We start from the raw sequence: 22,991 nt of genomic DNA, 5'->3' as shown, positions 1-22,991 counted from the left end.
GAGTGCTGGGAAGGTCAATCCGCTTGATAAAAAAAACCTCAGGCACCGATTGCAGACCAGGCAGCTCGAGCGCACCGGTTTCTGTAAATCCGTTACGCCGATGCCAGTCCTGCGGCCGGCTCTCATCGCATTCGCTCGACGTCATCAGCAGCCGAGCGCCCTCGCCGCGCATGGCTCTTTCCCAGGCGAGAAACAGCGCGGTGCCGACGCCCGACCGGCGATGGCCGGGCAGAACGCGGATCATCTCCATATGGGGAACCCTGCCCCAGAAGCGGGAGAAGCGCAGGAAGCCGACGATCTCGCCGGCCTCCCTGGCAACGAGATATTCGCCAAGCGCGACGCATCGCGATACCCACACCTTGCCTGCAGTGGCATCCTCGCGAGCCAGCCAGTCGATATCCGCCTGACTTGCGCTCGCCACCTCCACCATCGCGAGAATCTACTTCTTATCCAGCGCGTGGGGGCGGCCGAAATCGGGGGCGTCGACATCCTGGCCGGCCTGGATGATCGAGCGGCGGATGGCGCGCGTGCGAGTGAAGAGTTCGAAAATCTTGTCGCCTTCACCCCAGCGGATCGCGCGCTGCAGATAGGCGAGATCTTCTGAGAAGCGCGCCAGCATTTCGAGGATCGCATCGCGATTGTGCAGGCAGACGTCGCGCCACATCGTCGGGTCAGAAGCGGCAAGGCGGGTGAAATCGCGAAAGCCGGAGGCCGAATATTTGATAACCTCGGACTCCGTCACCGTCTCCAGATCGTCGGCGGTGCCGACGATGTTGTAGGCGATGATATGCGGCAGGTGCGAAACGATCGCGAGCACCTTGTCGTGATGCTCCGCATCCATCTCGTCGACCTTCGATCCAAGCGCTTCCCAGAAGCCGCGCAGCCGCTTCAGCGCCGTCTCGTCGGTGCCGGCAATCGGCGTGAAGATGCACCAGCGGCCTTCGAAGAGGCCGGGGAAACCGGCATCCGGGCCGGATTTTTCCGTGCCGGCCAGCGGATGGCCGGGGATGAAATGCACATTGTCGGGCATATGCGGCTGCATCTGCGCGATGACGGATGCTTTGGTGGAACCGACATCGGTGACGATAGCGCCGGGCTTGAGATTGCCGGCGATTTCCTTCGCCACGCTTTCCGAAGCGCCGACCGGAACCGAAACGATGATGAGGTCGGCATCTCGAACAGCATCGGCCGAAGAGGTCGTATAGCGGTCGCCGAGACCGAGCTCTTCGGCGCGCTTCAACGTCTCGGCGCTGCGTGTCGCAACGACGATCTCCTTGGTAAGCCCGAGCCGCCTGATGTCGTGGGCGAGCGAAGAGCCAATCAGGCCGATGCCGATCAGCGCGATGCGATCGAACAGCACGCTCATGCCTGCCGTCCCATGAACTCACGCAGCGTGGCAATGACGCCGCGATTGGCCTCTTCCGGACCGATGCTCATGCGCAGCGCATTGGAAAAGCCGTAGCTGCGCACGGCGCGGAGAATATAACCGCGGCTCGTCAAAAGCTCGTCGGCATCGGCCGCGCGCTTTCCGTCGATATCGGGGAAGTGGATAAGGACGAAATTGGCGACGGACGGCGTCACTTTCAGCCCGATCGCTTCGAGAGCCTCCGTGAGCGTCTCCACCCACATCTGGTTGAAAGAGACGGCCTGCTGGACGAAGGCCTGGTCGCGGATGGCCGCGGCACCGGCGGCGATCGCGGCCGCATTCAGGTTGAACGGAGCGCGCACACGGTTTACGGCGTCGACGATCTCCACTGGCGCATACATCCAGCCCACGCGCAGAGCCGCAAGACCGTAGGCCTTCGAAAAGGTGCGGGTCATCACCACGTTGGAACTGGACGATACGACCTCGATGCCGGCTTCATAATCGTTGCGGCGTACATATTCGGCATAGGCCGCATCGAGCACGAGGACGACATGCTTCGGCAGGCCGGCCTGCAGGCGGCGGATCTCGCTGACGGGAACGTATGTGCCGGTGGGATTGCCGGGATTGGCGATGAAGACGATCTTCGTCCTTTCCGTCACCGCCGCCAGGATCGCGTCGACGTCGACGGTATAGTCCTTCTCCTTGACGATGACGGGCATGGCGCCCGTGCCCATGATCTGGATCTTGTAGACAAGGAAGCCGTGCTCGGTGATGATGCCTTCGTCACCGGCGCCCAGATAGACATGGCACAACAGGCCGAGCAGCTCGTCGGAACCATTGCCGCAGAGGATGTTTGCCGGATTGAGGCCATGTACAGCGGCGATCGCCTCGCGCAGTTCGACCGCCTGCCCGTCGGGATAACGTCCCAGATTGTCGGCAGCTGCCTTGACGGCCTCTATCGCCTTCGGGCTGGCGCCGAGCGGCGTCTCGTTGGAGGAGAGCTTGTAAACGCGGGCGACACCCGGCGCATGTTCCTTGCCCGGCACATAGGATGCGATATCGAGAATACCGGGACGTGGAACGGGCTTGCTCATCTCAACGCTCATGGGTCGACCTTGGATTTTCCGGAAAATGACCAAGTGGCATTAAAGCGGAATGTGATTGTTGTCGAGAGGCATGGGCGCGACACAAGCAACCGGAGAATTGTCCCACGCTCTTCAGCTGTTGCGTGTGGTCGGTACGCCGTGCGGCGCGAGAACGGGCACGAAGACACGGCGGGAGGCGCGGGCGGCGACCGGCAACCCCTGATAGAGCCGCTTCTGCGCCTCGACGATGATGACACCCGAAAAGGCTGGCCATAAAGTGCGGCCGATCCGCTCGAAGGCGCGGCGAAGGCGCAGGATGGTTCTGAGTTTCGAGGGCGGAAAAAACAACGCTTCGGCGGTCGCACCCGGCGTGAAATTCGTCTCGCGCAGCAGATGCGTCAGCTGACCGCGGGAATAGGGCCGGCCCGAGCCGAAGGGCGTGTGTTCCATGCGGGCCCAGACCCCGCGCCGGTTCGGCACCACGATAACAAGCCGCCCGCCCGGTGCCAGCACCCGCCAAAGCTCTTTCAGCGTCTCGCGCGGGCTTTCCGCGAACTCGAGCGAATGCACCATCAGCACCCGGTCGATTGAGGAATCCGGCAGCGGTAGTTCCTCATCGAAAATCAGCGTCGTCGACGACAGCGAGCCCATCGGCCAGTTCACCGCCCCCTGTCCGGCCGGCATGAAGGCGAAGGTGCGTTCGGTATCGGCCTGGAAGCGATCGAGGAAAGGCACGGCATAACCGAGCCCGACGAGACGCTCCTGCGGCAGGCGCACCCAGAGCGACGAGAGCGCCATGGCGATCGACTGCTCGGCAAGACGCCCGAGGTCGGAGTGATAGAATTGACGTAGGTCGACGATATCTGCGTGCATCGCGATAAATGTTATCAGCGGGCGGTTGGACTTCAAGGCCGGAGTCTCTACATTCCCGCGAGAGTCGTGGGACAAGGGATTGTTTGAAGATGAAACCTTTGGAATTAGACGTTTTTCTCTGCCGCACCGACAATTTCGGCGTGCTCGTGCACGATCCGGAGACAGGATTTACCGCGTCGATCGATGCGCCGGAGGAGGCGCCGATCCTGGAAGCGGCAACACGCCGCGGCTGGAAGATCACCCACATCTTCACCACGCATCACCACACCGATCATGTCGCCGCAAACCTGACGCTGAAGGAGCAGTTCGGCTGCGAGATCATCGGCCCGATCAACGAGGCCATCGCCATTCCCGGTCTCGACCGAACGATGGCCGATGGCGACAGCTTTCTTTTCGGCGATCACACGGTCAAGGTCATTGAGACCCCCGGTCACACCGCCGGTCACATCTGCTATCACTTCGTCGACGACAAGCTGCTCTTTGCCGCCGACACCCTGTTTGCCCTCGGCTGCGGCCGCCTTTTCGAACGCCCCGCCGCCGACATGTGGCATTCCCTGCAGAAGCTCGCGGTGCTGCCGGACGAGACCGCTGTCTATTTCGGCCACGAATATACATTGTCCAACGCCCGCTTCGCACTGACGGTCGATCCCGACAATGAGCGCCTGAAAAGCCGCGCTGCCGAGATCGAAGCTCGGCGCGCCGAAGGCAAATTCACCATCCCCACGACGCTCGGGCTGGAAAAGGAAACCAACCCGTTTCTGCGCGCCGCCGATCCCGCGATCCGCCGCAATCTGATCATGGAAGGCAAGACGAATGAGGAGGTCTTTGCCGAGATCCGCAAGCGCAAGGACAATTTCTGATGTCGCCTGAGAAGATCATTCGCGAGCTCGGCATGCAGCCGCATCCCGAAGGCGGCTGGTACGTGCAGACGTTCCGCGACACGGCGGGTGGAGAGCGCGGCCATTCGACGGCGATCTATTATCTGCTGACAAAAGGACAGCGTTCGCACTGGCATCGCGTCCATGACGCGGTCGAGGTCTGGCATTATCACGCGGGTGCGCCGCTGGCGCTGCACCGCTCGCAGGACGGGATGACAAGCGAAACCCTGACGCTCGGAACAGACCTTGCCGCCGGCGAGCGGCCGCAGGCAATCATCCCCGCCAATTGGTGGCAATCGGCCGAACCGCTCGGCGACTTCACCCTGGTCGGCTGCACTGTCTCGCCCGGCTTCGAATTTTCGAGCTTTGAGATGGCGCCGGCGGATTGGAAGCCGGGCGACTGAGGGCTACTCCGCTGCCGCAGATTGCGCCGGAATTTTGCGGCGGAACATTTCCTGGGCGGCGAGCACCGCTCCACCGGTGACGAGCAGGCAGGCGAGAGCAATGCGCCAGCTCGGCTCGGCAAATCCGAACAACGTCAGGATGAGCGTCGAAAGCAGCGGCGCGGCATAACTTGCCGCGCCGAGAATCTGGATATCGCCATTCTTGACGCCGTAATCCCAGGCATAGAAAGCCGCCCCGACCGGGAAGAGGCCGAGCCCGACGACGGCGGCCCATTCGAGGCTGGTTTCCGGCCAGACGGTCGCCTCCAGGCAGAGATGGCTGAAGAAGGACAGGATGGAGGTTGCAAGGCAGAAACCGGTGACGACATCTGTGGAGACGGCGTCGAAACGTCTGGTCAGCAGCGAATAGCCCGACCATGTGAAGGCGCAGAGGAAGGCAGCCCCATAACCGATCGCGTAGGCGCCGTCAAAATCGATGCCGTTGCGGCCGACGATCAGGAAGGTGCCGCAAAGCCCGGCAAGCGCGCCCGCCACGTGATACCAGCGCAACCGTTCGCCCGGCAGCAGCGCTGAGCCGACCACGATCAAGAGCGGCCAGAGATAGGCGATCAGTCCCGCCTCCACCGCCGGCGCGTTCCTGAGCGCGGTGAAATAGAGGAAATGATAGCCGAACAAGCCTGCAATACCGGTTATCCAGACCTTTGGCGGCTGCTTCAGCAACGCCAACCGCGCCGGATTGAGGACAAGCATGACGAGGCCGGGAATGCTGCCGATCGCAAAGCAGACGGCCGAAAGCTGGAAGGGCGGCATCTTTCCGGAGCCGGCCGTCAGCAGTGCCAGGAACGACCACATCAGAATAGCCGTAAAACCGACCACCGTCGCACGAAGCTTCACCTGTCCCCCTTCACGGAGGCGAAAGCTCCGTCAGCTGACACTGCCATATTTGACGGCAGTGATCGTCACCATTCCATATTCCGTGGGAATGCGCACATAGACCGGAGCATATACATTGGCCGCCTCCGACTTGGCAAACCAGATCTCCATGCGGTCGCTCTTGCTGAGATAGTCGATGTCCTTGCGGCCTTTTTTGTAGCCGGAGCGCGGCACGAAGCGCACGCCGCAGACGACCGCCTTGCCCTTGAAGCCGTCGGTCGAAAAATCCTCGTCGCCTTTCGGCGAAAGCACGAGGTCCATGCGCGTCTCACCGTCGAAGATCGGCAGCGTCTGCGCGCAGACCTTGGTATCCCCGGTGAAAACAAGGCCCGAGATCGGATCGAGCACCGAACGCATGTCGCCCGGCGTGACGTCGATCCAGTTCTTCGGCCGTTTCGGCGGCGGCGTCGTCGTTGCCGAGATGATGTTGCCGTTGCGGTAGCTGACCTCGTAGACGCGGGCCTTCTTGCCGCTCTTGTAATAGAGCGAATATTTCAGCGCCTGCAGCCGATCGTTACGGACGACGCCGGTGACGCTGGTCTTTGCCGAGATCGTCTTGACGAGATCGGCAAGCCCGGCGGATTTGATATCGCCGGCAATCTTGTAAGAGTGATCGTCCTCGATCTGCGTCAGAAACGCCGCACGCGCGATCGGCAGGCCGGCAAGCGTCACCCGATAGACGGTCTGATGCTGGATTTCGGCCGCCGATGCCGGTATGGCAAGGAGTGCGGCGATGGCCGAAATGAAAATGCGTCTGCCCGAATGAGCCATGAGTGAAGCCTTGTCTTGCCGCGCGCCGGCAGCCCTGCCGAACGCTCTATACTCCTGCCGTAAAGAGAAGAAAACAGCAGCTTTTTGACAGAATTGCGGGAAAGGCCAAGGTTTGGCTTGACGCGCGCAGCCTCTCTGACTATAGAACCGCAACTTTCCAATCATGCCTGTTGGATTGCGAGCCCGGTTTTGCCGGGGATAGCAATTCGATGGCCCGAGAAAAACAAGAATAGGTGTTCAATGTCCCGCGTGTGCGAATTGACCGGCAAGGCCGTCCTGACTGGTAACAATGTCAGCCATGCCAACAACAAGACCAAGCGCCGGTTCCTGCCGAACCTGTGCCAGGTAACGCTGATCTCCGACGCTCTCAACCAGCGTTACCGTCTTCGCGTTTCGGCTGCGGCTCTTCGCTCCGTCGAACATCGTGGCGGCCTCGATGCCTTCCTGATCAAGGCAAGCGAAAACGAACTGTCGATGCGCGCGCGCCTGCTGCGCCGTCAGATCGTCAAGAAGACCGCCGAAGCCGCTGCTGCGTAAGCTTCTGACCTTCTTTCATACGGCTTCAAAAGGCTTGAACGGATGATGCCGGACAAGCCTTTTGCTTTGCCTGGGCACTCCAACTGGTGGCATCACCCAGGATAAAAAAATGCTGAAGACCCGCTATACGCTTGCCTATGTCGCACTGATGACGCTTGTCGTCGTCGCCTCCAACTTCCTCGTCCAGTTTCCGCTGAACGCCGAAGTCGCGGGCATCAACTTGGCCGACATCCTGACCTGGGGCGCCTTCTCCTATCCGATCGCCTTCCTGATCACCGATCTGACCAATCGTCAGTTCGGCCCGCAGGCAGCCCGCAAGGTCGTTTTTGCCGGCTTCGTCGTCGGCGTGACGCTGTCCTTCTTCACCTCGGTGCCACGCATCGCCATCGCCTCCGGCTCGGCCTATCTCGCCGGTCAGTTGCTCGATATCGCCGTCTTCAACCGCCTTCGCCGCCAGGCCTGGTGGCGCGCGCCGCTCTTGGGCTCGCTGATCGGCTCGGCGCTCGACACGGTGATGTTCTTCTCGTTGTCCTTTGCCGCGTTTTTCGTCTTCCTCGGCCCGAACGAGCCCTTTGCGCTCGAAGCAGCTCCTGTCCTCGGCATCTTCGCCATAGAGGCCCCGCGCTGGATTTCCTGGGCGATCGGCGATTTCGCCGTCAAGATGATCGTCGGCCTCGTGATGCTGCTGCCTTATGGCGCGCTGATGAACGTGCTGCGGCCGATGCAGCCCGCACGCGTCAGCTAAAGCCTTTCAACGGCGCTGCCGGACCGCGCCGGCGGCGATTGCGGGATGCAGCAGAACCTCTGCAGCCAGATCATCGATCTCTCGTGACGAATCAAGCCGCAGGACCGGGGCCGTCTGCGTTTCCAGCCATTGCTCATGCGCTGCAAGACTGCGGCGTTCCGGACCGGCCGTGTCGTAACTTGCCGCCCATTCCATGAATTCCCCGCTTTTGATTTCCATGTCACCGCCAGGCCCGATCCTGTCTCCGTAGCGGGCAATCTCCCGCGCGCGGATCCGCGCCATCCGCAGCTCCGGCTCGATCCTGAGAAACACGATCAGTTCATAGAACGGCTCGATCTGCCTCGCCCATTTCAGCGCCGATCCGGAGAGGACCCAGCCGTCATGCCGTGCCGCTTCTGCAAGCAGCAGCCGAATGCGTTCGTCGGCGTCACGCGGCGTCGTGAATGGCGGGTCGGTCGGCAGCCAGAAGAAATCGTCAGTATCGAGATGGGCGATATCGAGTCGTTCGGCAAGCGTATGACCGAGCGAAGTCGTGCCGGAACCGGATGCACCCATGATATGAATATGCACCATGATTGTCCCTCCGAAAGCTGCTCTCGACGCGACAATGGCATAGCCGGGACATGTGACGTCAATCTGACGCCGCGCTGAGCATGCGGCTATCGGAGAGCCGGAATTCCAGCATCAGATTGCGCTGCAGGATCGAATGGTTGTCGTCCGACACCATGATGATATGGGTCGTGCCGTCGGCGGCCTGAAACACGTCAAGCCCTTCCATATTGTCGATCTGCGAGTTGAAATTGCCTTCGAGCAGCAACTCGCCATCAACGACGGCCTGCGGCCGGATATCGGCGCCTTTGATGCGCCGAAGCCGCATGCCGATGCCTTCGGCCATGTTGAAGCGCCGCTCCAGGAGCAGCAGGTCGCCGTCCGGCAGGAAAGCACCGTCGGTGACGTCGAAGCTGCCATCGCGTTTGATCGAGAACAGCCCTTTCAGCGGGCCGCTGAGAATAGCCGCCATCCGATTGCCCTCGCTGTCGAGACCGCGCTCGGAGACGATGACCACGCCGCTCTTCAACGGACTGGAGGCGGGTGCCACGGCTACGGTTTCGATACCGCGATTGTCGCTCAGCATCTTGCGCGGGATAAGGATCGGCAGGGTAGCGGTCGCGCGCGATGCGGCAAAGCCGGGATCGGGATAAACGTCGACGCGATGATTTTGCTCGAAAGAGATCAATATCCGGTCGCCATCGAGCGCCACGCCCTCGGCATCCATATAGCCCTTGCCCTCGAGGCTGCGGCCGGCGCGGTTCTTCATCGGGGTGATCTCGACCTGAGAAAGGCCTGAAAGCCTGCCCCTCGCATCGCGCTCGATGCTGCCGGTCAGCCACTGGCCGGTATCGAGCACGACGATGAAGTGTTTCTGGTCCTGACGGAAACGGATGGAGGAAAGCGAGCCGAACAACGCTCGGCTGGAAACCATCTCCAGCCCGCCGAGGAATTCCAGCGAGCCGAACGTCGTCTCCGACGATCCGATCCTGTAATCGGTAATTTGCCGGCTAATTATGGGTATTTCGTCGCCGGCCATCGCCGCGGAAGCTCCCCCTACCAGGCAGAGCGAGATTGATGCCGCGCGGCACAGGCGCTTGACCATCATTCGATATGTTTCCTTCCCGCGTCAGCCGGCACGGCGTAACCGGCCGCCGCGAGGCTGGGCGGATTGATCTTCGAAGAGCGAGGCGAGCTGTTCGGTCATCGCGCCTGCAAGCTCGTCCGCATCGACGATCGTCACGGCGCGGCGATAGTAGCGCGTTACATCGTGACCAATGCCGATTGCCAGCAGTTCGACGGGCGAGCGCGTCTCGATCTGCTCGATGACGGCGCGCAGATGCCGCTCGAGATAATTGCCCGGATTGACGGACAGCGTCGAATCGTCGACCGGCGCGCCGTCCGAGATCATCATCAGAATGCGGCGCTGTTCACGGCGGGCGAGCAGGCGGTTATGCGCCCAGATCAGCGCCTCGCCGTCGATGTTTTCCTTGAGCAGGCCTTCGCGCATCATCAGCCCGAGATTGGCGCGTGCCCGCCGCCACGGCGCGTCGGCCGATTTGTAGACAATGTGGCGAAGGTCGTTGAGACGACCCGGCGTCTGCGGCTTGCCGCCGGCAAGCCAGGTTTCACGCGCCTGCCCGCCCTTCCAGGCTTTCGTGGTGAAGCCGAGAATCTCGACCTTAACGCCGCAGCGCTCCAGCGTGCGGGCGAGAATGTCGGCGCAGGTGGCGGCTACCGTGATCGGCCTGCCGCGCATGGAGCCGGAATTGTCGATGAGCAGGGTGACGACCGTATCGCGGAACTGCGTGTCCCGCTCCATCTTGAAGGAGAGCGGCTGCATCGGGTCGATGATGATGCGTTGTAGCCGGGCCGTATCAAGATAGCCCTCCTCCAGATCGAAATCCCAGGAGCGGTTCTGCTGTGCCATCAGGCGGCGCTGCAGCCGGTTGGCAAGGCGCCCGACCGCGCCCTGCAGATGCGCCAGTTGCTTGTCGAGAAAGGCGCGCAGGCGCTCAAGCTCGGCGGCGTCGCAGAGTTCCTCAGCGGTGATGATCTCGTCGAACTCTTCGGTATAGACGTGATAATCGACCTTTTCGTTGAAATCGGCAAAAGGCGTGTTCGGGCGGCGGGTCTCGCCAGGCGTTTCCGAATCGTCCTCGCCCTCTTCCATCATGTCGTCGTCGGAGATTTCGGCGCCTTCAGTCTCGCCGTCCTCCATCTGCTCGTCGGAAACCTCGCTGTCCTCGACCGGGGCGGCATCGGTGCCGGCATCCTCGTCGACCTCGTCCTGGTCCTGCTCCTCGCCGCTCGGCTGGTCTTCCTGCTCCGACTGATCGTCATTGTCAGCTTCGCTGTCGTCGTCGCCATACTCCTCGGCCATTTCCATCGCCGACAGCATGTTGCGGACGACCTTGGCGAAGGCCTGCTGGTCGTTTATCGCACCCGACAGGTTACCGAGTTCAGCCCCCGCCTTGTCTTCGATGAAACCGCGCCAGAGATCGAGCACCTTGCCGGCGGAGGCAGGCGGACGCTGGCCGGTCAGCTTCTCGCGCACCATCATGGCGACGGCTTCGCCGATCGGCGCGTCTTCCTGGCGCTCGATGCCGGTGAAATTCGCCTTGGCATATTTCTCTTCCGTCATGGAACGCAGGTTCGCCGCCACGCCCTCCATGCGCAGCGTCCCGATCGATTCGACACGCGCCTGCTCGACCGCATCGAAGATCGCTCGGGCGTCGGAGCCCTGCGGCGCCATCGTCGTATGCATCTTCTCGTCATGGCAGGCGAGGCGCAATGCCATGGAATCGCCTAGCCCGCGGGTGACCGCCAGCTCATGCGCCGTCGGCCGCTTGGAAAGCTCCGGCAGCCGGATGCGCTCGCCGGTCATACCAGGCCGTTCGTTGGCGAAGGTCACTTCGACATCGCCGTCGCCGGCGATCGAGCGGACGCAGCCGGATATCGCCCGGCGCAACGGCTCGACGTCGACGGGCGCACCGGGCTTTGCTTTCGAATTGTCACCGCGAGCTGCCATGATCGGTCGGGCCTCAGGCTCCGAGGACGATGTTGGCAGCACTTTCCTTCAGCTCCACGCCGAAGGCGCGCTGATAGTGCTCGGCGACCAGCGGGCGCTCCAGCTCGTCGCACTTGTTGAGGAAGGTGACGCGGAAGGCAAAGGCGAGATCGCCGAAGATTTCGGCATTCTCGGCCCAGGTGATGACCGTGCGCGGGCTCATGACGGTCGAAAGATCGCCGTTCATGAAGGCGGCGCGCGTCAGATCGGCAACGCGGACCATCTTCGAGACGATCTCACGCCCTTCCCTGTCCTTGCCGAAGCTCTTCACCTTGGCGGCGACGATATTCACTTCGTGATCATGCGGCAGGTAGTTCAGCGTCGTGACAATCGACCAGCGGTCCATCTGCGCTTGGTTGATCTGCTGCGTGCCGTGATAAAGGCCGGTGGTGTCACCGAGGCCGATCGTGTTTGCAGTCGCAAACAGGCGGAAAGCCGGATGCGGCCGGATGACGCGGCTCTGGTCGAGCAGTGTCAGGCGGCCTGACGATTCCAGGACGCGCTGAATGACGAACATCACGTCGGGACGGCCGGCATCATATTCGTCGAAGACGAGCGCGACATTGTGCTGATAGGCCCAAGGCAGGATGCCGTCCTTGAACTCGGTGACCTGCAGCCCGTCCTTGACGACGATCGCGTCTTTGCCGACGAGATCGATACGGCTGACATGGCTGTCGAGGTTGATGCGCACGCAGGGCCAGTTGATGCGCGCCGCCACCTGCTCGATATGCGAGGATTTGCCCGTGCCGTGATAGCCGGAGATCATCACGCGGCGGTTATGCGCGAAGCCTGCGAGAATGGCGAGCGTCGTCTCGCGGTCGAACAGGTAGTCGGGATCGAGATCCGGCACATAGGCGTCACCCTTGCTGTAGGCAGGAACGCGGATGTCGGAATCGATGCCGAAGGTCTCGCGGACCGAAACGGTAGTGTCGGGCAGTTCTGAAATATCGAGGTCGATCTTGCTCATCATGTCTCCAAGGCGGGTGAAGCCACCCGGCCAAACTGTCTCAGGCCATGTCGCAACCGTGACGCCGCGATTTTATTCCGCGCCCGTCCAGGTCGGAACGTCGGCGATACTTCTCCGGGACTGAAACGAAACCTCGGCGGGATGATGACCGCGTGCGAGCATTCTTGAAAGAGTCCCGGACAAGAAACGCCGCGTCCGGAAGGTCGGCCGAGGCGATGTCGGGAAAACACGCAGATAGGAGCCGCGTTTGCCTGCGGCCTCAGCCGATTTGGACCATACCCGATTGAAGCCCAAGAGCAAGGACGGGAATTAACAAAAACCGTTCTGCTTCAACAATTGATACGCCTGGATGACGGCGCGGAAACGCTCTTCCGAGCCGCGGTCGCCGCCATTGGCATCCGGATGGTGCTTCTTGACCAGCTCCTTGTAGCGGCTCTTGATCTCCGCCGAGGTCGCGTTGGCGTGGAGACCCATCGTGTCGAAGGCTTTGCTTTCGAGCGATTTCAGCTTGCGCGCCTGGGGAAAGCGCGGCCCGCTGCCCTTGCCGCCTTCCTTGACGAAGCCGAAGGGATCGCGAACGCGCGAGTAGGCGCCGGAGCGCACCTCGGAATGCAACGGGCTGTCCTTGGCCGACTTATTGACGCCGACGGTCCATGTCGGTCGATGGCCGGTGATCGCCTCTTTCTGGTAGCGCGCGATCTCGCCGTCCGAAAGGCCGGAGAAATAATTATAGCCCTTATTGTATTCCTTGACGTGCTCGAAGCAGAACAAAAAGAACTGGCCTTCCGCATTGCGTCCGACAGGAGCGCGATGCGCACCTTTCTTATCGCAGCCGTCCCATTGACAGGTAGGCGGCGCCTGCTCTGTCTCCTGCTCGCGCTTGCGGCGTGTGCGGATGCGATCGAAGTATTTTGAATCAAGTCTCATGGCGGCGCTAATTATGGGGCTGTCGCGAGGCGACAACAAGAATTGACAAATGGGAATGTTGCTGGCTTGGTGGGAACCCTTTTCGCGAAGCAGCAAGACCGGATGATGACCCTGCGGACCCGCATCGAAGAAAAACTTATCGAAGCCTTCGCGCCCGAACGCTTGAGCGTCATCGACGAAAGCCATCTGCATGCCGGCCACCAGCCTGACATCACGGGCACCGGCGAAACCCACATGCGGGTGAGGATCGTTTCGACTAAATTTGCCGGCCTCTCCCGCCTGGCGCGCCACCGGGCGATCACCGATCTGTTGAAACCGGAGCTCGATGCCGGCCTGCACGCGCTGGCCGTCGAACCGGCGGCACCTGGTGAACCCACCCGCTGGTAGCGGCACAGCAGCCTATATGGGTATAAGGCGCAGGCAATCCAAACGGATCACACCGGTTTTGTGTCGTCTTCCTGCGCGGGGCGGATGCGCAGCTTGGTGATGCGGTTTTTCTCCCGCTTCATCACGACGAAACGTTTGCCGTAGAAGGTGAAGGCCTGACGCTCTTCCGGGATGGTCATCGATTCATGGATGACGAGGCCGGCGATGGTCGTCGCCTCCTCGTCGGGCAGGTTCCAGTCGAGCGCGCGGTTGAGATCGCGGATCGGCACGCTGCCATCGACGACGACAGAGCCGTCCGCTTCCTGACGCACGCCCTGCATCTCGATATCGTGCTCGTCGGAAATGTCGCCGACGATTTCCTCGAGAATATCCTCCAGCGTGACGATGCCCTGCACCTCGCCATATTCGTCGACGACGACGGCGAAATGCTGCTTGCGGCGCAGAAAAGCGTTGAGCTGGTCCTCAAGATTGGTGCTGTCGGGCACGAACCACGGCTTCTGCGCGATCTTCACGATATCGAGATTCTGCGGCTCCATGTTCGGCTCGGCCAGTGCCCGCAGAAGATCCTTGGCGTGGACGACGCCGATGATGTTGTCGATCGTGCCGCGCCACAACGGCATGCGCGTATAGGGACTTTCAAGAATGGCGCGCACCACCGATTCCGGCGGATCGTCGGCATTGATCGCCCGCATCTTGGTGCGGTGGACCATGATGTCTGATAGCTCCAGCTGGCTGAGGTCGAGCACGCCGCCGAGGCGATCGCGGTCGGCCTTCACCACCGATCCCTCGCGGTGCAGCAGATCGACGGCGCCGCGCAGCTCCTCATGCGCCGTCAGCATCGAAACTTCCCGCGAAAGATTGATGCCGAACAGCGCCAGGATCTGTCGCACAACCGCATTGACGAAGGAGGACACCGGGCCGACGATGGCGACGAACAATCTGGTGGGAAATGCGACGGCGAGCGCGAAGCGTTCCGGCGCCGAGATCGCCCAGCTCTTCGGCAGCACCTCCGCGAAGATGACGAGGATGATGGTCATGGCGAGCGTCGCCAGCGCCACACCCGAACTGCCGAACAGCCCGAGAAAAAGGCTGGTGGCGATCGAGGAAGAGAGGATGTTGGCAAGATTGTTGCCGATCAGCAGCGTACCGATCAGCCGGTCGCGCCGTTCGATCAACTGCCTGACGAGGCCGGCGCGTTCATCGCCGTTGACCTCAAGCGTATGAATGCGGCTGCGCGAAACGGCGGTGAGCGCCGTCTCCGTGCCGGAGAAAAAGGCGGACGTCAGCACGAGCGCCGTGATCGAAAGGATCTCCGGCCAGTAGGTCGCAAGAAACGCCAAAGCGCCTTCGATCGTCGTCAAGGATGTTTTTCCCGGAGAAAACTGAGCACTTCGGATGCCGGAACATCGTCGGCGACGAAGGACTGACCGATGCCGCGCGTCAGGATGAAGGTGAGCTTGCCGCTCTTGACCTTTTTGTCCTGCGCGATCGCATCCATCAGCGATTCAGCCGGCGGCAGCTCGCCCATGATATCCGCCATGCGGGTCGGCAGGCCGACTTCCTTCAGATGCCGCTCGACGCGCTGCGCATCGTCCGGGCTCGCAAAGTTCATTCGTGCGGAAAATTCATGCGCCAGCACCATGCCGATCGATACGCCCTCACCGTGCACCAGGCGGCGGCTGTCATAAGCGGTCGCCGCTTCCAGCGCATGCCCGAACGTATGGCCGAGATTGAGCAGCGCCCGCTGGCCGGTTTCCCGCTCGTCGGCAACGACGACATCGGCTTTCGCCTGGCAGCTGGCAGCGATGGCCTCGATGCGGGCCGAGCCGCCCGTAAACACCGACTTCCAGTTCGCTTCCAGCCAGGCAAAGAAATCCGGCTTGTCGATCAGCCCATACTTTGCGACCTCGGCGTAGCCTGCGCGGAATTCCCGCCCGCTCAGCGTATTCAGCACATCCGTATCGGCCAGGACCAGGTCCGGCTGATGGAAGACGCCGATCAGGTTCTTGCCGTGGCGAGAATTGATGCCGGTCTTGCCGCCGACGGAGGAATCGACCTGCGCCAGCAGCGAAGTCGGCACTTGCACGAAGCGCACGCCGCGGCGGACGATGCCGGCGGCAAAACCCGAGAGGTCACCGATGACGCCGCCGCCGAGCGCGATCACGCAGTCGTTGCGCTCGACCCTGGCTTCGAGCACCTTGTCGCAGACATCAATGAGATGTTCGAAGCTCTTCGTCTTTTCGCCGGGCGGCAGCACGACCTCGGCCGAGACGATACCTGCCGCATTGAGGCTCGCGACGACGGCCTCGAGATAGAGCGGAGCGACGTTTTCGTCGGTGATGATGGCCGCCTTGCGGCCTTTGAGACGCGAGGCGATCTCGGCGCCGGCCCGCGCAATCAGCCCTGGCCCGATCAGGATGTCATAGGCGCGCTCGCCGAGCGGCACATGCACCGTCTGGACTGATGAGGTGGAGCTTATCGCATTCATGACGCTGCACTTTCTTTCTGTTCGACCACGGCCTTCAGCACCTCGTCCGCCATGATTTCCTTGCGCACATCACGCGAGAGTATGGTGAGGTCTGCCTGCGCATAGATCGGGTAACGCGCCTTCATCAGATTTTCGAGGGTCTGCTTGGGATTTTCGGTCTTGAGCAGCGGCCGCGTGTCACGCTTGTTGACCCGCTCCCAAAGCACGTCGAGATCAGCCTTCAGCCAGATCGACAGCCCGCCCTTTTTTATATGCCTGCGGGTGCGGTCATTGATGAAGGCGCCGCCGCCGGTGGAGACGACGCGCGGTCCGCTCTTCAGGAGCCGCTTCATCACTCGCGTTTCCAGCGCCCGGAACTCTTCCTCGCCATAGGCTGCGAAAAGTTCGGCAATGGTCATGCGCGACACCCGCTCGATCTCATGATCGCTGTCGATGAAGGGAATGCCGAGTTGGCTGGCGACGATGCGCCCGACGGAGGATTTCCCGGCGCCCATCAGGCCGACGAGGATCAGATTGCGTGAACCGAGCGCAGCGCGAGCTCTGTCTTTCAGGCTGTCAGCAACGGTCAGCAGTGGTTCACTCATCGGTCCATTCACACTTTGTTTGCAAACCGTATCGACAAATGCAGGTGGAGCGTCAAGTCGCGGACAAGGGAATCATGGCTCGAATGGCGCTTCTTGCACTTGCGAATACGCTTCTTATAACAGAAGCACAGCATGAAGGAGTTGCCGGATGCCGACCCTGTTCCGTTTCCTGTTCTTCTGCGCGATCCTCGCCGGGACGGTTTACGGAGCGATGTGGGCGCTCGTGACCTTCGTCGAGCCCGAGCCGCGCGACGTGACGATTCGTCTTCCCTCCGAGCGGGTCAACCCGCCGGCGACGGGCACAATCGGCACGACCGGGAAGTGAGTGAGATGATGGATCTAAGCCGCGTCCACGTGGAGTCCTTCCTGGAAATGATGAGCGCCGAACGTGGCGCTGCCGCCAACACCCTGCAATCCTACCAGCGCGACCTCGACGATGTCAGCGCTTTCCTGAACGGCCGCAGCATAAGGTTGACCGAAGCAGGTTCCGCCGACCTGGCCGCCTATCTCGCCTCGCTCGCCCGCCAGGGCTTCAAGCCCTCCTCGCAAGCACGCCGGCTCGCCGCGATGCGGCAATTCTACAAGTTCCTCTATGCCGAGGGCCTGCGGACCGACGACCCCACAGGCGTTCTCGATGCGCCGAAGAAGGGGCGTCCGCTGCCGAAGACGATGGGGGTCGAGGAGGTCGGCAGGCTGCTGTCGCAAGCGCAGGCCGAGGCCGACGATCCGGCTCCGGGCCAGTTGCAGCGCCTGCGCATGCTGGCGCTGTTGGAACTGCTCTATGCCACCGGCATGCGCGTCAGCGAACTCGTCTCGCTACCGGCCCGCGTACTTGACCAGGAGGGCCGTTTCCTGATGATCCGCGGCAAGGGCAACAAGGAGCGGCTGGTGCCGCTGTCGCACTCCGCGATCGCGGCCCTGAAATCGTATGGGCGCCTACTGGCGACCGAGACCGCCGCGGCGAAGGAGCCGCAGGAAAGCCCTTGGCTCTTTCCTGCCGCCTCCAAGGAGGGATACCTGCCGCGCCAGGTTTTCGCGCGCGACCTCAAGAACCTGGCGATCCGCGCCGGCCTGACGCCGTCGCTGATCTCGCCGCACGTCATGCGCCACGCCTTTGCCAGCCACCTGCTTGCCAACGGCGCCGATCTGCGCGTCGTGCAGGAACTCCTCGGCCATTCGGACATTTCGACCACACAGATCTATACGCATGTCCTCGAAGAGCGGCTGCAGCAGCTCGTCCAGATGCATCACCCCCTTGCCAAACAGGCGAAAAAGCACGAATAGGACCGGCGACAAGGGGCGGAGCCAGGAAAACGCCCCGGGCACAAGGAACGGAAACGCACCTCATGCACAATTATCTCGACTTCGAAAAGCCGATCTCCGACCTCGAAGGCAAGATCATCGAGCTGAAGAAGCTCGCAATGGAAGACGAGAGCATCGACACCACCGATGAGATCGGCAGGCTGGAGGTTCGCGTCCGCGAAGCGATCGTCGAAATCTATTCCAAGCTCAATGCCTGGCAGAAGACGCAGGTCGCCCGCCACCCGCAGCGCCCGCATTTCGTCGATTACGCCAAGACGCTGTTTCAGGAATTCACCCCGCTTGCCGGCGACCGCAAGTTTTCCGAGGATGCCGCGATCCAGGCGGGCCTTGCCCGCTTCCGCGGCCAGCCCGTCGCCGTCATCGGCCAGGAAAAGGGCAACGACACCAAGACTCGCCTGAAGCACAATTTCGGCAGCCCCCGGCCGGAAGGCTACCGGAAGGCAATCCGCATCCTTGAAATGGCTGACCGTTTCGGCCTGCCCGTCATTTCGCTGGTGGATACGGCCGGCGCCTATCCCGGCGTCGGCGCCGAGGAGCGCGGCCAGGCCGAGGCGATTGCCCGCTCGACGGAAATGTGTCTCGGCGTCAAGGTTCCCCTCGTTTCCGTCGTCATCGGCGAGGGCGGCTCGGGCGGCGCGATCGCGATTGCCACCGGCAACAGGGTCTACATGCTCGAGCATTCGATCTACAGCGTCATTTCCCCGGAAGGGGCAGCCTCCATCCTCTGGCGCGATTCGACCCGCGCCCGGGAAGCGGCGACCAACATGAAGATCACCGCCGAAGACCTGAAATCGCTCGGCGTCATCGACGGCATCATTTCCGAGCCGCTCGGCGGCGCCCATCGCGATCCCGATAGCGTGATCGCCGCAACCGGCGACGTGATCGCCAATGCGCTCGGCGAAATGGCATCGCGTTCCGGCGAACAGCTGCGCAATGAGCGGCGTCAGAAATTCCTCAATATGGGCCGCAACCTCTAAGATAAGTTGCGCTTTTCAGCGATTGGGGCCAAATCTTGGCCACATTGATATTATCTGTAACATTCGCGCTTGCGGGGATGTTCGAGGCACGTCATAGGCTGGTAAGGTTTTATAAAGTATAAGCCGCCTATGATTCCTTCCAATGCCCGAACTCCATAGGCGGACCGGGTCGCACTATCTTTATGGGCTAGTTTGGATGCGCATACGTCATTTTGCCTATGTTTCCGTCATGGCGCTGGCTCTCGCCGGCTGCAACGATACGCTAGAAGTGGCGCAGGTCGATCTTTCCAAGGTCAAGAACAAGGTCGAACAGCCGCTCCCGCCCCATATCCTCAACGCCATGGCCGCTAAGGGCATGGACCGCAATTCGCCCATCATGATCCGCATCTTCAAGGAAGAAGGTGCAATGGAGATCTGGAAAGCGAAGACCGACAACCGTTTTGACAAGATCGCCGATTACAAGATCTGCGCCTGGTCCGGCCGCCTCGGTCCGAAGGTCAAGACCGGCGACCGGCAGGCGCCGGAAGGCTTCTACGAGCTGACCCGCGCCAACCTGAACCCGAATTCCAAATATTATCTGGCGATCAACACCGGCTTCCCGAACCGCTACGACGCAGTGAACGGCCGCACCGGTTCCGATCTGATGATCCACGGCGCCTGCTCGTCATCCGGCTGCTATTCGATGACCGACCAGCAGGTGCTGGAGATCTATGCCTTTGCCCGTGACGCCTTCAAGGGCGGCCAGTCGACCGTGCAACTGCAGGCCTTCCCGTTCCGCATGACGGCGGAAAACATGGTCAAGCATCGCCTCGACCCGAACTATGACTTCTGGAAGATGCTGAAGGTCGGCTACGACAATTTCGAAGTGACGAAGCGCCCGCCGGAGGTGAACGTCTGCGAGAAGAAATATGTCTTCAACCAGCAGGCAACCGATGGCGGCGCCTTCAACGCCGCCGGCAAATGCCCTGCCATGTCGACGCCGCCGGCGCTGACGGCAGCCCTTGCCTCCTACGGCAAGACCTATGACGCCGACTATGCCAAGGCGATGAGCAAATATGACGGCATGGCCTGGTACGACCCGTCCGAAGCCGAGCGCAAGGCCGTGGTCGCCAAGCTGCGCAAGGGCCGCGAACTCGCTTTCGCGCCGACAGGCACCTCGCTGGAAGCCGGCCGCATGGTCAAGGTCGCCGAACTCGAGGACCTGATGGCCAAGCGCACGACGCAGAGCCTCACCGCCAACTCCGCGGCCGGCGCCACACCCGCAACGCCGGCCCAGCCGCAGGCAACGCCCGTCGCCGCCGCAACGCCTGCGTTCGTGCCGGTGCCGATGCAGAATCCGCTCGCTTATGCCGCGCCAGCGCCCGAACCGCAGGAGACGGCAGAAGCCGCGGCAAAGAAGCCGTTCTGGAAATTCTGGGCGCGGAACTGAACGGCTTGAACCCCGTTCGCTACGATCTTCGCGGCCTGAAATGCCCACTCCCCGTGATGAAGACGCGCCGGAAGCTTGCCGCCATGACAAGCGGCACGCTCGTCCTCGTCGATACCAGCGATCCGATGGCAGTGATCGATATGCCGCATTTCTGCAATGAGGACGGTCACGAACTGGTCGCGACGGAAAAGACCGAAGACGGCCACCGCTTCCTGATCCGCAAGCGGTAAAACATCTCACTTGACGTAGCAGCCTGAAAAATCGGACTCGATAAGAACGACGCGGCGCGCCTTTAGATGCGCAAACCCGGAATGGCGAGTGGATTGTCGGACAGCGCCTGACGATCCGGTGTGTCGATCCGCGGCTTGCCGAGGAAGGCGTCGAAAAGATCCTTCACGAAAGCTTCGGGCAGATCCTTGGTGATCAGCACCATGCGCGTGCGCCGGTCTTGCGGATTCGGCCACGCCGGCAGCCGCACCGGCGGGTGAAAGATGCTCTGGACGCCCTGCAGCACCAGCGGCCGTTCCGGTCGGTCGGAGACGGATACGATCGCCTTCATCCGCAACAGCTTTTCGGCATGGGCCGAGCGCAGGAGATCGACGAACATTTCGAGCGCCATCGGATCAATCGGCTTTTCTTCGACGATGGAGAAAGACCGGATCGAGGCATCGTGACGATTGACGTCGTGCGGATCCTGCTGCGCATGATCATGATGGTGGTGGCCGTGGTCATCACGATGATGGTGATGGCCATCGTGATCGTGGTCATGATCATGATGATGCGCCTCATGCGCATCCTCGTCCTGCAGCCAGCGCCCGACATCGGCGATCTTCGTTGCCGGGTCGTAGAGACCGTTCACCAGGAGCGCGGCGCCGCCGGCCTCGGCGCCGTCGGCATCCATCATCGCCGCGCGCGGATTGAGCGTCCGCAGGCGCTGTTCCAGCTCCGCCGTTGCGCCGGCCATCGACCTCTTCGAGACGATCAGCCGGTCTGCAACCGCAGCCTGCCTGCGCGCTTCTTCGTGATTGTCGAGCGTCTGCAGCCCATTGACCGCATCGACGACCGTCACGACGCCGTCGAGTTCGAAATTTGTGGCGATGACCGGATTGCCCATGATTGCCTGCATGACGGGCGCGGGATCGGCAAGACCGGTCGTTTCGATGACGACGCGCTTCACCGGCTTGACGCGGCCCGTCTGGACGGCGTCCATCAGGTTCGCCAGCGTATCCACAAGCTCGCCGCGCACCGTGCAGCAGAGGCAGCCGTCGGACAATTCGATGATCGAATCGCCGGAACTTTCGACCAGCAGATGGTCGATGCCGACATCGCCGAATTCATTGATGATGACAGCCGCATCCTTCATGTCAGGATCTTTGAGGATGCGGTTCAGCAGCGTCGATTTGCCGGCGCCGAGAAAGCCGGTCAGGATGGTGACCGGAATCCTGTCGTTAAACGCGCTCATATCTGCCTTACCTTAGAAGCCCATCTTGTCTCAAAACGCGGTCGGGCGCGGCAGCGGCACCGGCACGTTGGCGATGCCGCCAGCCGTATCGCCGGTCGCCACCTTTTCCGGCTGCTGAGACGGCTGCGGGTCCTGCCCCGGAATGAGGCCGGCGAAGACGAATTGCGGGTCGTGGTCCATTTCCAGAATGTAGGGCGAGTGCACCTTCATGCGGCCGACCTCGTCTCGCGTTTCGCTGCGTATCTTGGCGCCCTTGGCGCTGCATATATCGGCTGTAATATCGGTCACCTGGTCTTGTCCCGGCCCGTAGGGCTTTAGCGAACCCAGCGTCTCATTGCCGGGGAACTGGGTGGTAAAGCCCTTCTGCAACAGATTCGCCGTCGCATCGGCACGCGCCGCGAGACTGTCCGTGCCGAGCACGACGGAAACAAGCGTACGGCCGTTGCGCGTCGCCGAACCGATCTGGTTGAAGCCCGAGGCGCAGATGAAGCCGGTCTTCATGCCGTCGGCACCGGCGAAGCGGCCGATCAGCATATTGAGGTTCGGCACGTTCTGCTGGCCGGTGGTGAAGCCCTCGAGCGCGAAATAGCTGGCATATTGCGGAAACTCGCGACGCAGCGCCACCGTTAGCACCGCTAGGTCGCGCGCCGTCGTATATTGCCCCTTGCCCGGCAGGCCGTTCGGATTGACGAAATGCGAATCCGTCATGCCGAGCTTCAGCGCCTCGCCGTTCATCCGGGTCACGAAACCTTCCTGCGTACCGCCGACGGCTTCTGCGACCGCGACCGCAATATCGTTGGCCGATTTCACCATCAGGATCTTCAAGGCACTGTCGAGCGTCAGCTTCTGGCCCGGCTTGAAATACATCTTGGCGGCCGGCTGCGCGGCGGCGCGCTTGCTCATGACGATGGGCGTATCGAGGCTGATCTGGCCGGCGCGGATCGCATCGAAGACGGTATAGACGGTCATCAGCTTGGTGAGTGAGGCCGGATACCACTTTCGGAAGGCTTCTTCGTGTTCGAGAACGCGGCCTGTCTGCACGTCGACGAGAATATGCGGATTGGCCTGGACGAGCGAAACGGAAGCGACAAAAGCGGCAGTCGCCGCAACCATGAAACGAAACGGCCGCATGGCGGCAAACAAACGGAAGTGGCTCGTCGACACGGTTCGTCCTTCAGATGTCCGGAAAATCTCGCAACCTTCATCTATCTAGCCTATATGGCTATGACATGGCAA

26 protein-coding genes are annotated in these 22,991 nt (G+C 61.8%); 10 read left to right on the top strand and 16 right to left on the bottom strand.

Annotation, left to right across the window (positions count from 1 at the left end; genetic code table 11):
- The 4 genes from ACQ7C1_RS21180 to ACQ7C1_RS21165 form a co-directional block, all read right to left on the bottom strand.
- On the bottom strand, positions 1 to 430 hold a 430-nt coding region (locus ACQ7C1_RS21180; protein ID WP_430959676.1), incomplete at its 3' end, for a GNAT family N-acetyltransferase.
- A gap of 9 nt (positions 431 to 439) precedes the next feature.
- The gene (locus ACQ7C1_RS21175) at positions 440 to 1,366 is read right to left on the bottom strand and encodes a prephenate/arogenate dehydrogenase family protein (RefSeq protein ID WP_430959675.1); all 927 of its coding nucleotides are present in this window, start codon (positions 1,364 to 1,366) and stop codon (positions 440 to 442) included.
- Positions 1,363 to 2,460, bottom strand: coding sequence for a histidinol-phosphate transaminase (gene hisC / locus ACQ7C1_RS21170; protein ID WP_176536408.1), 1,098 nt, complete (start codon positions 2,458 to 2,460; stop codon positions 1,363 to 1,365). The genes ACQ7C1_RS21175 and hisC overlap by 4 nt, the downstream gene beginning before the upstream one ends.
- A 123-nt stretch (positions 2,461 to 2,583) precedes the next feature.
- On the bottom strand, positions 2,584 to 3,360 hold the full coding sequence (locus tag ACQ7C1_RS21165; RefSeq protein ID WP_088390792.1) for a class I SAM-dependent methyltransferase: 777 nt from the start codon (positions 3,358 to 3,360) through the stop codon (positions 2,584 to 2,586).
- A 53-nt stretch (positions 3,361 to 3,413) separates the two neighbouring features.
- On the opposite strand from ACQ7C1_RS21165, the gene gloB reads away from it, so the two are divergent.
- Both gloB and ACQ7C1_RS21155 read left to right on the top strand, forming a co-directional pair.
- A complete protein-coding gene (gene gloB, locus ACQ7C1_RS21160) occupies positions 3,414 to 4,184 on the top strand; it encodes a hydroxyacylglutathione hydrolase (protein ID WP_183705352.1) in 771 nt (256 codons plus the stop codon).
- A complete protein-coding gene (locus tag ACQ7C1_RS21155; protein ID WP_183705350.1) occupies positions 4,184 to 4,606 on the top strand; it encodes a cupin domain-containing protein in 423 nt (140 codons plus the stop codon). Before gloB ends, ACQ7C1_RS21155 begins: the two co-directional genes overlap by 1 nt.
- Positions 4,607 to 4,609: 3 nt before the next feature.
- On the opposite strand, the gene yddG is transcribed toward ACQ7C1_RS21155, so the two are convergent.
- Both yddG and ACQ7C1_RS21145 read right to left on the bottom strand, forming a co-directional pair.
- Positions 4,610 to 5,500, bottom strand: a complete 891-nt coding sequence (yddG, locus tag ACQ7C1_RS21150) for an aromatic amino acid exporter YddG (RefSeq protein WP_430959674.1) — start codon at positions 5,498 to 5,500, stop codon at positions 4,610 to 4,612.
- A gap of 30 nt (positions 5,501 to 5,530) precedes the next feature.
- Positions 5,531 to 6,310 (bottom strand): DUF3108 domain-containing protein, encoded by a 780-nt coding sequence (locus tag ACQ7C1_RS21145; RefSeq protein ID WP_430959673.1) that lies wholly within the window; start codon positions 6,308 to 6,310, stop codon positions 5,531 to 5,533.
- Positions 6,311 to 6,550: 240 nt separating this feature from the next.
- Here ACQ7C1_RS21145 and rpmB point away from each other — a divergent pair, with 240 nt between their 5' ends.
- Entirely contained in the window at positions 6,551 to 6,847 is a 297-nt protein-coding gene (rpmB, locus tag ACQ7C1_RS21140) for a 50S ribosomal protein L28 (protein ID WP_008527777.1), read from the top strand.
- Between the two features lie 109 nt (positions 6,848 to 6,956).
- Positions 6,957 to 7,592: a VUT family protein gene (locus ACQ7C1_RS21135; protein WP_430959672.1), complete on the top strand. Its 636-nt coding sequence runs from the start codon at positions 6,957 to 6,959 to the stop codon at positions 7,590 to 7,592.
- A 6-nt stretch (positions 7,593 to 7,598) separates the two neighbouring features.
- Here the strand turns inward: ACQ7C1_RS21135 and ACQ7C1_RS21130 are convergent, their stop codons facing one another.
- The 5 genes from ACQ7C1_RS21130 to ACQ7C1_RS21110 form a co-directional block, all read right to left on the bottom strand.
- Complete coding sequence (locus ACQ7C1_RS21130; RefSeq protein ID WP_430959671.1) at positions 7,599 to 8,165, bottom strand: adenylate kinase; 567 nt, start codon at positions 8,163 to 8,165, stop codon at positions 7,599 to 7,601.
- 58 nt (positions 8,166 to 8,223) lie between these two features.
- Positions 8,224 to 9,249: an esterase-like activity of phytase family protein gene (locus ACQ7C1_RS21125; RefSeq protein ID WP_430959670.1), complete on the bottom strand. Its 1,026-nt coding sequence runs from the start codon at positions 9,247 to 9,249 to the stop codon at positions 8,224 to 8,226.
- A gap of 21 nt (positions 9,250 to 9,270) precedes the next feature.
- Entirely contained in the window at positions 9,271 to 11,172 is a 1,902-nt protein-coding gene (gene cobT / locus ACQ7C1_RS21120) for a cobaltochelatase subunit CobT (RefSeq protein ID WP_097601562.1), read from the bottom strand.
- A 13-nt stretch (positions 11,173 to 11,185) separates the two neighbouring features.
- Positions 11,186 to 12,178, bottom strand: a complete 993-nt coding sequence (cobS, locus tag ACQ7C1_RS21115; RefSeq protein WP_064805316.1) for a cobaltochelatase subunit CobS — start codon at positions 12,176 to 12,178, stop codon at positions 11,186 to 11,188.
- Between the two features lie 309 nt (positions 12,179 to 12,487).
- Positions 12,488 to 13,105 (bottom strand): J domain-containing protein, encoded by a 618-nt coding sequence (locus ACQ7C1_RS21110; protein ID WP_085779650.1) that lies wholly within the window; start codon positions 13,103 to 13,105, stop codon positions 12,488 to 12,490.
- Positions 13,106 to 13,207: 102 nt separating this feature from the next.
- Here ACQ7C1_RS21110 and ACQ7C1_RS21105 point away from each other — a divergent pair, with 102 nt between their 5' ends.
- Positions 13,208 to 13,492, top strand: coding sequence for a BolA family protein (locus tag ACQ7C1_RS21105; protein WP_176536407.1), 285 nt, complete (start codon positions 13,208 to 13,210; stop codon positions 13,490 to 13,492).
- Positions 13,493 to 13,539: 47 nt separating this feature from the next.
- Here ACQ7C1_RS21105 and ACQ7C1_RS21100 read toward each other — a convergent pair whose 3' ends face one another.
- From ACQ7C1_RS21100 to ACQ7C1_RS21090, 3 genes are read right to left on the bottom strand one after another with little or no spacing between them, the layout of a single operon-like run.
- Entirely contained in the window at positions 13,540 to 14,853 is a 1,314-nt protein-coding gene (locus ACQ7C1_RS21100) for an HlyC/CorC family transporter (RefSeq protein WP_430959669.1), read from the bottom strand.
- Positions 14,850 to 15,980, bottom strand: coding sequence for a 3-dehydroquinate synthase (gene aroB, locus ACQ7C1_RS21095; protein ID WP_430959668.1), 1,131 nt, complete (start codon positions 15,978 to 15,980; stop codon positions 14,850 to 14,852). The genes ACQ7C1_RS21100 and aroB overlap by 4 nt, the downstream gene beginning before the upstream one ends.
- Positions 15,977 to 16,564 carry a shikimate kinase gene (locus ACQ7C1_RS21090; RefSeq protein WP_085779653.1) on the bottom strand — a complete coding sequence of 196 codons (588 nt, stop codon included), beginning with the start codon at positions 16,562 to 16,564 and terminating at the stop codon, positions 15,977 to 15,979. Before ACQ7C1_RS21090 ends, aroB begins: the two co-directional genes overlap by 4 nt.
- 148 nt (positions 16,565 to 16,712) lie before the next feature.
- On the opposite strand from ACQ7C1_RS21090, the gene ACQ7C1_RS21085 reads away from it, so the two are divergent.
- From ACQ7C1_RS21085 to ACQ7C1_RS21065, 5 genes are all read left to right on the top strand, one after another.
- Entirely contained in the window at positions 16,713 to 16,889 is a 177-nt protein-coding gene (locus tag ACQ7C1_RS21085) for a hypothetical protein (protein WP_430959667.1), read from the top strand.
- Between the two features lie 5 nt (positions 16,890 to 16,894).
- Positions 16,895 to 17,848, top strand: a complete 954-nt coding sequence (gene xerD / locus ACQ7C1_RS21080; RefSeq protein ID WP_085779654.1) for a site-specific tyrosine recombinase XerD — start codon at positions 16,895 to 16,897, stop codon at positions 17,846 to 17,848.
- A gap of 62 nt (positions 17,849 to 17,910) precedes the next feature.
- Positions 17,911 to 18,864 (top strand): acetyl-CoA carboxylase carboxyltransferase subunit alpha, encoded by a 954-nt coding sequence (locus ACQ7C1_RS21075; protein ID WP_085779655.1) that lies wholly within the window; start codon positions 17,911 to 17,913, stop codon positions 18,862 to 18,864.
- 196 nt (positions 18,865 to 19,060) lie between these two features.
- Positions 19,061 to 20,293 (top strand): L,D-transpeptidase family protein, encoded by a 1,233-nt coding sequence (locus ACQ7C1_RS21070; protein ID WP_430959666.1) that lies wholly within the window; start codon positions 19,061 to 19,063, stop codon positions 20,291 to 20,293.
- 5 nt (positions 20,294 to 20,298) lie between these two features.
- Entirely contained in the window at positions 20,299 to 20,523 is a 225-nt protein-coding gene (locus ACQ7C1_RS21065) for a sulfurtransferase TusA family protein (RefSeq protein ID WP_085779657.1), read from the top strand.
- 62 nt (positions 20,524 to 20,585) lie between these two features.
- Here the strand turns inward: ACQ7C1_RS21065 and ACQ7C1_RS21060 are convergent, their stop codons facing one another.
- Together ACQ7C1_RS21060 and ACQ7C1_RS21055 are read right to left on the bottom strand one after the other, a co-directional pair.
- Complete coding sequence (locus ACQ7C1_RS21060; protein ID WP_430959665.1) at positions 20,586 to 21,755, bottom strand: CobW family GTP-binding protein; 1,170 nt, start codon at positions 21,753 to 21,755, stop codon at positions 20,586 to 20,588.
- Between the two features lie 30 nt (positions 21,756 to 21,785).
- Positions 21,786 to 22,919, bottom strand: coding sequence for a D-alanyl-D-alanine carboxypeptidase family protein (locus ACQ7C1_RS21055; RefSeq protein ID WP_085779659.1), 1,134 nt, complete (start codon positions 22,917 to 22,919; stop codon positions 21,786 to 21,788).
- Between the last annotated feature and the right edge of the window lie 72 nt (positions 22,920 to 22,991).

The sequence above is a fragment of the Rhizobium sp. Nf11,1 genome (assembly GCF_050587665.1).
Taxonomy (GTDB): Bacteria; Pseudomonadota; Alphaproteobacteria; order Rhizobiales; family Rhizobiaceae; genus Rhizobium.
Note: the sequence above shows the minus strand (reverse complement) of the source record. Positions and strands in the feature narration are given on the sequence as shown.

What these genes read in the sequence shown, in the direction of transcription:
- gloB (WP_183705352.1), top strand. Translation starts at nt 3,414, where the DNA reads ATGAAACCTTTGGAATTAGACGTTTTTCTCTGCCGCACCGACAATTTC.
- ACQ7C1_RS21070 (WP_430959666.1), top strand. Translation starts at nt 19,061, where the DNA reads ATGCGCATACGTCATTTTGCCTATGTTTCCGTCATGGCGCTGGCTCTC.
- ACQ7C1_RS21090 (WP_085779653.1), bottom strand. Translation starts at nt 16,564, where the DNA reads ATGAGTGAACCACTGCTGACCGTTGCTGACAGCCTGAAAGACAGAGCT.
- ACQ7C1_RS21110 (WP_085779650.1), bottom strand. Translation starts at nt 13,105, where the DNA reads ATGAGACTTGATTCAAAATACTTCGATCGCATCCGCACACGCCGCAAG.
- aroB (WP_430959668.1), bottom strand. Translation starts at nt 15,980, where the DNA reads ATGAATGCGATAAGCTCCACCTCATCAGTCCAGACGGTGCATGTGCCG.
- ACQ7C1_RS21075 (WP_085779655.1), top strand. Translation starts at nt 17,911, where the DNA reads ATGCACAATTATCTCGACTTCGAAAAGCCGATCTCCGACCTCGAAGGC.
- ACQ7C1_RS21145 (WP_430959673.1), bottom strand. Translation starts at nt 6,310, where the DNA reads ATGGCTCATTCGGGCAGACGCATTTTCATTTCGGCCATCGCCGCACTC.
- ACQ7C1_RS21125 (WP_430959670.1), bottom strand. Translation starts at nt 9,249, where the DNA reads ATGATGGTCAAGCGCCTGTGCCGCGCGGCATCAATCTCGCTCTGCCTG.
- ACQ7C1_RS21105 (WP_176536407.1), top strand. Translation starts at nt 13,208, where the DNA reads ATGATGACCCTGCGGACCCGCATCGAAGAAAAACTTATCGAAGCCTTC.
- xerD (WP_085779654.1), top strand. Translation starts at nt 16,895, where the DNA reads ATGATGGATCTAAGCCGCGTCCACGTGGAGTCCTTCCTGGAAATGATG.
- ACQ7C1_RS21060 (WP_430959665.1), bottom strand. Translation starts at nt 21,755, where the DNA reads ATGAGCGCGTTTAACGACAGGATTCCGGTCACCATCCTGACCGGCTTT.
- ACQ7C1_RS21175 (WP_430959675.1), bottom strand. Translation starts at nt 1,366, where the DNA reads ATGAGCGTGCTGTTCGATCGCATCGCGCTGATCGGCATCGGCCTGATT.
- cobT (WP_097601562.1), bottom strand. Translation starts at nt 11,172, where the DNA reads ATGGCAGCTCGCGGTGACAATTCGAAAGCAAAGCCCGGTGCGCCCGTC.
- rpmB (WP_008527777.1), top strand. Translation starts at nt 6,551, where the DNA reads ATGTCCCGCGTGTGCGAATTGACCGGCAAGGCCGTCCTGACTGGTAAC.
- ACQ7C1_RS21085 (WP_430959667.1), top strand. Translation starts at nt 16,713, where the DNA reads ATGCCGACCCTGTTCCGTTTCCTGTTCTTCTGCGCGATCCTCGCCGGG.
- cobS (WP_064805316.1), bottom strand. Translation starts at nt 12,178, where the DNA reads ATGAGCAAGATCGACCTCGATATTTCAGAACTGCCCGACACTACCGTT.
- ACQ7C1_RS21135 (WP_430959672.1), top strand. Translation starts at nt 6,957, where the DNA reads ATGCTGAAGACCCGCTATACGCTTGCCTATGTCGCACTGATGACGCTT.
- ACQ7C1_RS21155 (WP_183705350.1), top strand. Translation starts at nt 4,184, where the DNA reads ATGTCGCCTGAGAAGATCATTCGCGAGCTCGGCATGCAGCCGCATCCC.
- hisC (WP_176536408.1), bottom strand. Translation starts at nt 2,460, where the DNA reads ATGAGCAAGCCCGTTCCACGTCCCGGTATTCTCGATATCGCATCCTAT.
- ACQ7C1_RS21130 (WP_430959671.1), bottom strand. Translation starts at nt 8,165, where the DNA reads ATGGTGCATATTCATATCATGGGTGCATCCGGTTCCGGCACGACTTCG.